This window comes from Planomonospora algeriensis (genome assembly GCF_977012225.1).
Genome location: NZ_CDRNDK010000195.1, coordinates 1 through 11,091, shown reverse-complemented (window position 1 = coordinate 11,091; position 11,091 = coordinate 1). Strand labels below are relative to the sequence as shown.

Here is an 11,091-nt window from a genome sequence, read left to right as displayed (position 1 = left end):
CGCGGCCGACGACCAGCGCCGCGGCGTCGACCCGGTCGTAGACGTCGTCGTCGCAGGCGCGCAGGGTGGCCAGGCCCGCGGCGCAGGCCAGCGGGTTACCGGACAGCGTGCCGGCCTGGTAGACCGGCCCCTCCGGGGCGAGGTGGGCCATCACGTCGGCGCGGCCGCCGAACGCGGCCGCGGGCAGGCCGCCGCCCATGACCTTGCCGAAGGTCATCAGGTCGGCGTCCACCGGGTCGAGGCCGTACCATCCGGCCCCCGAGACGCGGAAGCCGGTGAGCACCTCGTCGACGATGAGCAGCGCGCCGTGCGCGGTGCACAGCTCGCGGAGCCGGGTGTTGAACCCGTCCAGCGGCGGGACGACCCCCATGTTCGCCGGGCAGGCCTCGGTGATCACACAGGCGATCTCGTCGCCGAACGCGGCGAACGCCTCGGCCACCGCCTCGGCGGAGTTGTACGGCAGGACCACGGTGTCGGCGGCCGAGGCGCCGGTCACGCCGGGGGTGTCGGGCAGCCCGAAGGTGACCAGGCCGGAGCCGGCCGAGGCGAGCAGGGCGTCCACGTGGCCGTGGTAGCAGCCGGCGAACTTCACGACCTTGGAGCGGCCGGTGAAGCCGCGGGCCAGCCGTACGGCCGACATGGTGGCCTCGGTGCCCGAGCTGACCAGCCGGACCTTCTCCACGGGCGCGATCCGGGCGACGATCTCCTCGGCGAGCTCGACCTCGCCGGGCGTCGCCGTGCCGAACGAGGTGCCGGCCGCGAGGGCCTCCTGCAGGGCCTCGACCACGGCCGGGTGGCGGTGCCCGAGGATCATCGGCCCCCAGGAGCAGACCAGGTCGACGTAGCGGTTGCCGTCGACGTCGGTGATGTACGGTCCCTGGCCGGAGGCCATGAAGCGGGGCGTGCCGCCGACGGCGCCGAAGGCGCGGACCGGGGAGTTGACGCCTCCCGGGACGATCTCGCGGGCGCGGGCGAACAGGTCCTCGGAGTTCTCAGTACGGCTCACCGTCCCAGCCTAAGGGCCCGTGGGGCCGGGCTCGGAGCCGGATCGAGCGAGCCGGTCCTCCGTCCGGCCGTCACCCGGGGGCTCGGGCCGTCGCGCCGGGGCTCGGGCGGGGCGGTCGCGGTCGCGGTCGCGGTCGCCGGGAGACTACTCGCAGGCGTCGGCGAGCCGGTCGAGGACGCGGAGCGGGTCGGGCAGCGGTCCGCCGTCCGGGGCGCGCAGCCAGGAGGCGCAGCCGCCGGAGGGCAGCGTGGAGGGCGGGGCGACGACGTAGCTGTCACGGCAGTGCCAGCGCAGACCCGGCATCTCCTCGATGGTCGAGGGCCCGTAGTCGAGGGGGCAGGACCACCACTCGTCCTCGTCCTCGGAGATGTTGCGGGTGGCCACATAGAACAGCACCCGATCGCCGTTCTCGGCGACCGGGCCGGGTACCGCCCCTGCGGCGTCCATGGCGGCGAGGGTCGTCAGACCCGCCTCGCGCGGTACGTCGAAGACGTCGAAGACGCGTCCCGTGGGCAGGATGATGTTGGCCTCGGGGTCGGCGCTCCACCAGTGGGACAGCAATGCGGGGTCGGTGGTGGCCTGCATCTGCCAGGCGCGCGAGAGCGGATGGCTTCCGGGGTCGGGACAGCCGATGCGGTCGCAGGAGCAGGCACGCGACCCGCCCTGGAGCGGGCGGGCGCCCGTACAGCTCGCCCAGCCGAGCGCGGCGTACTCCAGCGCGGATTTGACCATCTGCTGCTTCGGATGGCTCCGCCGCTTACCGCGCCGCGCCAGTGATACCCCCACCATGGTGTCCTCCGTTGTCCGCGAGCCCCGCGCCATACCCGGATGCGACGACATATCCACATTCTGGTTTACAAGAAAGGCATTCAGCAGGGTCTACGCCACCTGGGACACATCCGCACCGGTTCTCGAACTCTAACGCACCGTTCTCACCGCTCAGCGGCAAACCCCCAGTTCTGGGCATGTGCCAAGGATCTCAGCCCGACGCGCAGCGTCGCCATGTCACAACCGGCGGGCCGCCTCGGTCGCCCAGTAGGTGAGGATCATGTCAGCCCCGGCCCGGCGGATCGCGACCAGCGACTCCATGATCGCCCGGTCCCGGTCGATCCAGCCGTTCGCCGCCGCGGCCTCGATCATGGCGTACTCACCGCTGATCTGGTAGGCCGCCACCGGGACGTCCACCTCGTCGCGCACCTGGCGCAGGATGTCGAGGTAGAGCAGGGCCGGCTTGACCATCACCGCGTCGGCGCCCTCGGCCAGGTCCATCCGGACCTCCCGCAGCGCCTCGCCGACCGGGCCCGCAGGGTCCTGCTGGTAGGCGTTGCGGTCGCCGAACTGCGGCGCGCACTCGGCCGCCTCCCGGAACGGGCCGTAGAACGCCGAGGCGTACTTGGCGGAGTAGGCCAGGATCGGGACCTGCTCGAAGCCCTCGGCGTCCAGCGCGGCGCGGATGGCGGCGACCTGGCCGTCCATCATCCCGCTCGGCGCGATGACCTGCGAGCCGGCCCGCGCCTGGGCCACCGCGACGGCCGCGTAGCGCTCCAGGGTGGCGTCGTTGTCGACCTCGCCGCCGGCCGTCAGCACGCCGCAGTGCCCGTGGTCGGTGAACTCGTCCAGGCAGGTGTCCGTCATCACGACCATCGCGTCGCCGACCTCGGCGACCAGGTCGGCGACCCCCTGCTGGACGATCCCGTCCGGGTCGTCACCCGCCGAGCCGCGGGCGTCCTTCACCGCGGGGATCCCGAACAGGATCAGCCCGCCGACCCCCGCCTCGGCCGCCTCGTGGGCGGCCTTGCGCAGCGAGTCGCGGGTGTGCTGGAACACCCCGGGCATCGAGCCGATCGGGTTCGGCTCGTCGATGCCCTCCTTCACGAACATCGGCAGGACCAGCTCGGCCGGGTGCAGCCTGGTCCCGGCCACCATCCGGCGCATCGGCGACGTACGGCGGAGCCTGCGCGGACGCGCGGCGGGGAACTGGGCGGTCATGGTCTCTCCCTCCCCCGGCCACGGGGTGTCATCGGCCGGAGGACCGTTTCGGTCTGCTCACTGTTCGGTTGTCCCGCCGGAACGGCGTTCTCTTGCGGGCGCGCCGAGGACGCCGCACCTCCGGCGCCCACGGCGTTCTCTTCAGGCTACGCCGTCCGCCCGGCGCTCACCCGGGGCTCACTTGGGACGCCGCCGGGCCCCCCGCCGGGTCTGGGAGGGCCTACGCGGGACCTCCCCGGCCGCGAGGGCGGCCTGGCGGAGCTTCGCACCATACTCCGCCAGCCCCGACGCCAGCGCCGAGGCCGACGCCGTGTCGGCCATGACGTCGACCCGCAGACCGAACTCCTCCGCCGTCTTGGCGGTCTGCGGACCGATCGCGGCGATGACCGTGACGTTGTGCGGCTTGCCGGCGATGCCCACCAGGTTGCGCACCGTACTGGAGGAGGTGAACAGCACCGCGTCGAACCCGCCGCCCTTGATGGCCTCCCGGATCGGGGCGGGCGGCGGCGCCGCCCGCACGGTCCGGTAGGCGGTGACGTCGTCGCACTCCCAGCCCAGCTCGGTCAGGCCCGCGACCAGCGTCTCGGTGGCGATGTCGGCCCGCGGCAGCAGGACCCTGTTGATCGGGTCGAGCATGGAGTCGTACGGCGGCCACTCGTCCACCAGGCCCTCCGAGGACTGCTCGCCGGTCGGCGTCAGGTCGGGCTTCACCCCGAACTCCACCAGGGCCCGCGCGGTGGCCTCGCCCACCGCGGCGACCTTCAGCCCGGCGAAGGCGCGGGCGTCCAGGCCGTACTCCTCGAACTTCTCGCGCACCGCCTTGACCGCGTTCGCGCTGGTGAACGCCACCCACTCGTAGCGGCCGGTGACCAGGCCCTTGATCGCCCGGTCCATCTGCTGCGGGGTACGGGGCGGCTCGACGGAGATCGTCGGCACCTCCTCGGGCACCGCGCCGTAGGAGCGCAGCTGCTCGACCAGCCCGGCGGACTGCTCCTTGGTCCGGGGGACGAGCACCCGCCAGCCGAACAGCGGCTTGGTCTCGAACCACGAGAGCCGGTCGCGCATGCCGACCGCCTCGCCGACCACGATCAGCGCGGGCTCGGTCATCCCGGCGTGCTTGAGGTCCGGCCCGATCCGCCCCAGGCTGGTCACCACGGTGTACTGCTCGGTGGTGGTGCCCGCGCTACTGATCGCGACCGGCGTCGAGTCCGGGCGGCCCGCGGCGATCAGCGCCTTGCCGATCGCGACGGCCTCGGAGATCCCGTTGTAGATCACCAGCGTGCCGGCGCTCGCCGCGTGCGCGGCCCAGTCGCCGACCATGGTCGCGTCCACGACGCGGAACTCGGGCACCGACACCGCGGCGGGGATGCCCGCGTAGGTGAGCACCGCCGTCGCCGGGGGGACGCCCGGCACGATCTCGAAGTCCACCTCCGCCGCCGCGCACGCCGCGACCTCGTCGGTGATCGAGGAGAAGAACATCGGGTCGCCCGCGCAGAGCCGGACGACGCCCCGCCCGGCCTTGGCAGCGGCGACGGCCTTGACGGGCGCGCCCTCCTCCGCGACGTCGACGACCTCGACGCCCTCCCGGCAGTGGCGCAGGAGCGGGCCGTACGCCTCCGGGTCGAGCACGACGGCGTCGGCCCGGGAGAGCAGGTCCGCCCCGCGCAACGTGAGCAGGCCCTCGTCGCCGGGCCCGGCGCCCACGAAGGCGACGAAACCGGCCGGGTGCTCGAAGGTGGTGCTTCCGGAGCTCACTGCGGCTGCTCCCCCATCAACGTGCCGGCCCCTTCGGCGATCATCTCGGTCGCGAGGGCGCGACCGAGATCCATGGCCGTCGAAGAGGAACCGGCGGTGGACTTGCGGACCGCGCGTCCGCCATCGATGGCGATGACGGCCGCGGTCAGGTTCAGATCCTGCCCGGTCACGACCGAATGCGCACCCACCGGAGCGGCGCACCCCGCCTCCAGGGCGTTCAGCACGGCCCGCTCGGCGGTCACGGCGGCGCGCGTGGCGGCGTCGTCGAGCACGCTCAGCAGCTCGACCAGGTCGGCCCGGTCGGCCCGGACCTCCACGGCCAGCGCGCCCTGCCCGGGGGCGGGGAGCATCTCGTCGACCTCGAAGAACTGTGCGATCTCGGCCTCCCGGCCCAGCCGGCGGAGCCCCGCCGCGGCCAGCACGACGCCCTGCAGCTCGCCGGAGGCGACCTTGCCGATCCGGGTGTCGGCGTTGCCGCGGATCGAGACGTACTCCAGGTCGGGACGGAGCGCCCGGAGCTGGGCGATCCGGCGCGGCGAACCGGTCCCGACCTTCGCGCCCGGCGGCAGGTCGGCCAGCTTCGCGCCGGCGACCAGCGCGTCGCGGTGATCGTCGCGCGGCGGGATCGCGACCAGCGCGATGCGCGGGTCGGGGGTCGTGGGCAGGTCCTTCAGCGAGTGCACCGCGAAGTCGACCTCGCCGTCGATCAGCTTGTCGCGCAGCGCGCTGACGAAGACCCCGGTCCCGCCCATCTGGGCCAGGTCGCCCTTGGTCACGTCACCGAAGGTGGTGACGCCGACGAGCTCGACGGCGCGGCCGGTCAGCTCGGTCAGCCGCGCGCCCACCAGCCCGGACTGCGTCGTCGCCATGGGCTCCGACGCGTCCCCAGTCTCAGGGGCCCCGTCATCGGTCCACCTCCATGTCGATCGCCTCGACGCGTCTCACCGCGTCGGGCACCTTCGGGTCCAGGTTGAACAGCTCACGCAACGCTTCCGCATAATGATCGCCCGCCGACGACGCCGCGAGCTGTTTGACACGCACGGTGGGCTCGTGGAGCAGCTTGTCGACCACGCGCCTGACCGTCTGCGCGACCTCGTCGCGGACGCGGCCCTCGATCTCCGGCACGCGGGAGGCGAGCCGCCCGAGCTCCGCCTCCACCACGTCTGCCGCCTTGCTGCGCAGCGCGACCACGGTCGGCGTCACGCGCGCGGCCCGCTCGGCGCTCAGGTAGGCCGTGACCTCCTCGGCGACGATCCCGCGCACCGCGGCGACCGACTCGGCCCGGCCGCCGTCGTCGACGCCGGCGATCTCGCCGTTCTGCATGGACTCCAGGTCGACGAGCGTGACGCCGGGCAGCCGCCGTACGGCGGGGTCCACGTCATGGGGGAGCGCGAGGTCCAGCAGGAACATCCGCCGGGGGGTCACCATGTCGGCGGTGACGACCACGTCGGTGGCCCCGGTGCAGGAGACGACCAGGTCGGCCCCGGCGAGCTCGGCGGCCAGGTCGCCGAAGCCCGCGGCCCGGCCGCCGACCGTCTGCGCCAGCCGTACGGCGCGCTCGTGGGTCCGGTTGACCACCACGATGTCGGTCACGCCCACCCGCTGGAGGGTCGCGGCGGACAGGGCGCTCATCGAGCCGGCGCCGACCACCAGGGCGCGCAGCCCTTCGAGCGGGCCGAGGGCGCGTTCGGCGAGGCTCAGCCCCACGCCGACGAGGGACGCGCCCGCGCGGTCGATGCCCGTCTCGGCGTGCGAGCGCTTGCCCACGCGCAGCGCCTGCTGGACGAGCTCGTTGAGCGTCGGACCGAGGGTGCCCTCGTCCTGGGCGAGCCTGAGCGCCTGGCGGACCTGGCCGAGGATCTGCCCCTCGCCGACCACCATCGAGTCCAGGCCCGCGGCGACCGAGAACAGGTGCTCGACGGCCCGGTCCTCGTAGTGCACGTACAGATGGGCGACGAGCTGCTCCACGGGCACGCCGGAGTGCACGGACAGCAGCGCGGTGACCTCGCTCACCACGGCGTGGAACCGGTCCACGACGGCGTAGACCTCGACCCGGTTGCAGGTCGAGATGATCACGGCCTCCGCGACGCAGTCGCTTCGCTGGACGTCGTGGAGCAGCTTGGCCAGCGCGTCCCCGGAGACGGACACCCGCTCCAGGAGCGCCACGGGCGCCGTCCGGTGGCTCAGGCCGACGACGAGGACGCTCATGGGCGCCTCCCCCGCGACGACGGCCGGTCCGCGCCCGCGGGCGCGCCGTACCGGCCGGCCAGGTCCCGCCCGCGGCGGCACTCTCTCGTCCTCTGTGAAATCACAGGTCCACCGCCTCGGGCCATTCCTCGGCCATCGCGGGCCCCCCAGTCATCCGATCCATCTTGCGCTGCTCGTGGAACGCGAGGATCTGCAGTTCGATCGACAGGTCGACCTTACGGATATCGACCCCTTCAGGCACGGAAAGCACGACGGGGGCGAAGTTCAAGATGCTGGTTACCCCCGCGGCGACGACCCTGTCGGCCACCTGCTGGGCGGCCGCGGCCGGCGTCGCGAGCACCACGATCGACACTCCCCGCCGCCTGATCACGGCTTCCAGCTCGTCGATGTGCTCCACATTCAACCCCGCGATGTGGTCGCCCACCACTTCGGGGTCGGCGTCCAGGAGCGCGGCGACCCGGAACCCGCGGGAGACGAAACCCCCGTAGTTGGCGAGCGCCCGGCCGAGGTTGCCGACCCCGACGATGGCGACGGCCCAGTCCTGGGTCAGGCCCAGCTCGCGGGAGATCTGGTAGATGAGGTATTCGACGTCGTAGCCGACCCCGCGCGTGCCGTAGGAGCCCAGGTGCGACAGGTCCTTGCGCAGCTTCGCCGAGTTCACCCCGGCGGCGGCGGCCAGGTCCTCCGAGCTCACGGTCGCCAGTCCCCGCTCGGCCATGCCGTTGAGCGCCCGCAGGTAGAGCGGCAGCCGGGCGACGGTCGCCTCGGGTATGCCACGCTCACGAGGTTGGGACGGACGGCGGATCACGTGCCGGAGCTCCAGGGGGACAGGCGGCCGGCGCGGCCCGGACGCGACGGATGACGAGATGAGGCCACTGTCATCCAGGTTAGTCCCTTTGTGAACCGATGCACAAAGTGGGAGTGCCCGGTGTGGCCAAGCCGACAGTCACATGGCGACGCTGCGCGTCGCGGCCCGGGGGTGTCCCACCGGGAGATGAGAACGACGGGTCCCTCCCGCGGTGAGGGTGGGCGGGTCCGCGGCGGGATCGGTTAGCGTGATCGCATGGCACCGCAGGATCACCGCATCACGCTGCTCGGCAAGCCCGGATGTCACCTGTGCGACGACGCGCGGGCCGTCGTCGAGCGGGTCGCCGCGGAGCTGGGCGTCCCCTGGGAGGAGCGTGACATCACCGCCTCCGAGGAGGACCACGCGAAGTACTGGGAGATGATCCCGGTGGTCCTCGTCGACGGCGTCCAGCACGACTTCTGGCGCGTCGACGAGGCCCGCCTGCGCGCCGCGCTCAGATCCTGAAGGCCGTCGGCAGCGGGATCACCTTCGCGGCGTTCACGTTGAGCTCGATGACGTTGGTGGCGAGCACCATGCCCTGCCGCTCGGCGACGAACCGCTCCACGTGGGGCTGGCTCTGGTGCTCGCGGTAAGCCACCTCGTCACGGTAGAGCTCGTAGACGATGCGCTGGAGCGGAGCGGACTTCACCGAGTGGCAGGCGTAGATCAGGGTGTCGGGCTCGCTCCCGCGCACGATCTCCACCGTCTCCTCGGCCAGCCGGTCGAACGCCTCTCCGGTGCCGTCGATCAGGGTGAACACGGTGAGCAGGCCGAAGATGCTCGGGGAGAGCCGGACGCGGTCGTCCGGGACCGGGGGCGTCCCGGGGGCGGCGCCCGAGTGGGCCGGGGCGGGCGGCGCGCCGAACGCGTCCTCCGCGGACATCGGCCGGCGGGCGCCGAACGCCTCCTCCGCAGGCATCGGGCGTGAGGCCCTGTCCTGCACTCCGCGGGAGGCCGCGTGCCCGCCGAACTCGTTGAGGGGGATGCTGTACTCGCCCGTCGCCGGGCCCGCCGCCGGCGGCACGCCGAACTCGCCCGTCGTCGGGCCCACCGTCGGGCCCGCCTCCGGCGGCACGCCGAACTGGCCGGTCCTGGGGGGCGGCTGGGTGTAGTCGTGGTCCGCGGCCGACCGGCCCGTGAGCGGCATGCCGTACTCGCCGGCCATGAAGGTGCCGGTGGCGGGACCGCCGAACGGATCGTCGTGGGCCTGGCCGGCCTGGCCGGGCTGGCGCATCCGGGCCGCGTAGTCGACGTCCTGCTCGCCCGCGCGGTACTCGGCGACGAGGTCGCCGAGACCCGACCGGCGCGGAGGCTGACCGGGCGCGGCACCGGGGACGGTGCCGGGGACCGCGCTGGGGACGGTGCCGGGGACCGCGCTGGGGAGCTGGCCCGGTGCCGCGCCGGGCGATCCCTCGGGGACCGTACGGCGGCCCGCGACCTGGACGTCCCGGGGAGGCGCGAGCTTCGGGCGCCGGTCCTCCCAGTCGTCCTCCTCGAAATCGTCGTCGTCCTCGTCGTCGTAGGGCGCGAGCGGACGGAGCACGGCGTACCAGACGGCCGCGGCGACCAGCAGGTGCAGCAGCACGATGAGCGTCCCCGGGGCCCCGAAGGCGCAGGCCCCGACGAGGGCCAGACCGGTGGGGGCGAGGACGCCGAGCGCGTGCATGTTGTCGGTGTCGTAGTCGTCGCCGTTGCGCCAGCGCAGGACCGCGACCACCAGCCCGGCCAGCAGCACCGCCGCGACGAAGACCTGGACGGCCGTGAGCAGGGCGAAGGGCGGGGGGTTCCAGTGGTGGTCCGCCGCCGGGAGGGTCTTGGCGAAGTCCTTCTCCTGCCGGACGGGGTCCACCAGCAGGATCACCAGCCCGACGGCGGTGATCCCGGCTCCCGGCAGCCAGGAGCCGAACTTCGCGGCGGGCTTGCGGGCCAGGAGCTGGATGACGCCGACGGCCAGCCAGAGCGGCGCCAGCAGCGACCCCGTCAGCTGGTAGGCCCGGAACGTCAGCGTTCCGAACCCCAGGAGCTGACCTGCGGCCATCACTCCCAGTGACACGCACAGCGCCGCCGTGGCGACGCTCCAGGCGATCAGCCATCCGGCGGGCTCGGTGCGGAGCCGGTTGACGAGAGCGCCCGTGGCGATGGCGGCGAGCAGGGCTCCGGCGAGCGCGATGACAGCGACGAGGACTTCCATGGTGTCTCCAATGCTGCCGGACATTACCCTTCGACCGGTAGCCGGGTTCGTGCCCGGCTGCCTGGACCGGTCCCGCGGAGAAGACCGGCCCCACACCGTATACGGCGACTACCGCCAGTCACGACGGTATGAAGTGGATTGTGGAATTTCCTGATGATTCCTAGAGTGGGCGGGCACGCCGCACCCTTCCTCCCCAGGGATACCGGATGCCAGACACGTGGCCATTAGCCGGACCCCTCCCGACCGTCACCGGGGTGGTCCAGCCTGTCCGCAACAACGATCCCGCCGTACGCGAGGACGCCTCCGAGGAGCTGAGAAGACTCGTCCTACGCGCCAAGACAGGAGACACGGAGGCGTTCGGCACGCTCTACGACCGCTATCTTGACCTGGTCTACCGCTATATCTATCTCCGGGTCGGATCCCACCCGCTCGCCGAGGATCTCACGAGCGAGACCTTCCTCCGCGCGCTTCGCCGAATCGCCGACTTCACTTGGCAAGGACGTGACTTCGGGGCCTGGCTCGTGACCATCGCCAGAAACCTCGTCACCGATCATTTCAAGTCGGGCCGCTACCGGCTCGAGGTCACCACGGCCGACGTGTTCGAGACCCCGCTCGACGGCCCGCACATCCCGGAGAACGCCGTCGTCACCGCGATGGTCAACGACCGGGTGCTCCGCGCCGTCCGCGCGCTCCGGCCCGAGCAGCAGGAATGCGTGGTCCTGCGCTTCCTGCACGGCATGTCCCTGGCCGAGACCGCCCTGATCATGGGCAAGAAGAGCGGCGCCATCAAGGCCCTGCAGTTCCGCGCGATCCGGGCGCTCGCCCGGGCGCTCCCCGCGGATCTCGGCTGAGGACGCCCGTGGCGGCGGACCCGGTGACCCCCGTCCCGGGATACCGCGTAACTCGCCGCATCGGGCCGTCGTTAGGCAGATGAGCGATGGATCATCTTCCGGGGGCGGCAGGGGGCGTTCATGGGTAAGTGGCTGCCCGGGATCTCACGCAGATCCCGGGCGCGCGCCCGGCACCGCGTGTCGGGGCTCGGCGCCCGGCTGCCGGCGCGCGCCGCGGCCGGAGTTCAGGGCCGAGCTCCGCGAC

Annotated in this window: 9 protein-coding genes and 1 pseudogene; 2 read left to right on the top strand and 8 right to left on the bottom strand. The window is 72.7% G+C overall.

What is annotated here, in order from left to right:
- From ACWJ6R_RS20035 to ACWJ6R_RS20005, 7 genes and pseudogenes are all read right to left on the bottom strand, one after another.
- Positions 1-1,006 (bottom strand): glutamate-1-semialdehyde 2,1-aminomutase (locus ACWJ6R_RS20035; RefSeq protein ID WP_449063696.1); only part of this gene is annotated, 1,006 nt, incomplete at its 3' end.
- 144 nt (positions 1,007-1,150) lie between these two features.
- Positions 1,151-1,795, bottom strand: coding sequence for a bifunctional DNA primase/polymerase (locus ACWJ6R_RS20030; protein WP_449063695.1), 645 nt, complete (start codon positions 1,793-1,795; stop codon positions 1,151-1,153).
- A gap of 216 nt (positions 1,796-2,011) precedes the next feature.
- Positions 2,012-2,995: a porphobilinogen synthase gene (hemB, locus tag ACWJ6R_RS20025; protein ID WP_449063694.1), complete on the bottom strand. Its 984-nt coding sequence runs from the start codon at positions 2,993-2,995 to the stop codon at positions 2,012-2,014.
- Positions 2,996-3,172: 177 nt separating this feature from the next.
- On the bottom strand, positions 3,173-4,750 hold the full coding sequence (locus ACWJ6R_RS20020; RefSeq protein WP_449063693.1) for a uroporphyrinogen-III synthase: 1,578 nt from the start codon (positions 4,748-4,750) through the stop codon (positions 3,173-3,175).
- Positions 4,747-5,657: pseudogene (hemC, locus tag ACWJ6R_RS20015) on the bottom strand (hydroxymethylbilane synthase). The gene ACWJ6R_RS20020 and the pseudogene hemC overlap by 4 nt, the downstream one beginning before the upstream one ends.
- On the bottom strand, positions 5,654-6,958 hold the full coding sequence (locus ACWJ6R_RS20010; protein WP_449063692.1) for a glutamyl-tRNA reductase: 1,305 nt from the start codon (positions 6,956-6,958) through the stop codon (positions 5,654-5,656). The pseudogene hemC and the gene ACWJ6R_RS20010 overlap by 4 nt, the downstream one beginning before the upstream one ends.
- 100 nt (positions 6,959-7,058) lie before the next feature.
- On the bottom strand, positions 7,059-7,766 hold the full coding sequence (locus ACWJ6R_RS20005; RefSeq protein ID WP_449063691.1) for a redox-sensing transcriptional repressor Rex: 708 nt from the start codon (positions 7,764-7,766) through the stop codon (positions 7,059-7,061).
- A gap of 255 nt (positions 7,767-8,021) precedes the next feature.
- Between ACWJ6R_RS20005 and ACWJ6R_RS20000 the strand changes: the two genes are divergently transcribed.
- Positions 8,022-8,270 (top strand): glutaredoxin family protein, encoded by a 249-nt coding sequence (locus tag ACWJ6R_RS20000; protein WP_449063690.1) that lies wholly within the window; start codon positions 8,022-8,024, stop codon positions 8,268-8,270.
- On the opposite strand, the gene ACWJ6R_RS19995 is transcribed toward ACWJ6R_RS20000, so the two are convergent.
- Positions 8,260-9,996 carry an antibiotic biosynthesis monooxygenase gene (locus ACWJ6R_RS19995; protein WP_449063689.1) on the bottom strand — a complete coding sequence of 579 codons (1,737 nt, stop codon included), beginning with the start codon at positions 9,994-9,996 and terminating at the stop codon, positions 8,260-8,262. The genes ACWJ6R_RS20000 and ACWJ6R_RS19995 overlap by 11 nt on opposite strands.
- Positions 9,997-10,250: 254 nt before the next feature.
- On the opposite strand from ACWJ6R_RS19995, the gene ACWJ6R_RS19990 reads away from it, so the two are divergent.
- The gene (locus tag ACWJ6R_RS19990; protein ID WP_449063688.1) at positions 10,251-10,847 is read left to right on the top strand and encodes a sigma-70 family RNA polymerase sigma factor; all 597 of its coding nucleotides are present in this window, start codon (positions 10,251-10,253) and stop codon (positions 10,845-10,847) included.
- Positions 10,848-11,091: the final 244 nt, after the last annotated feature.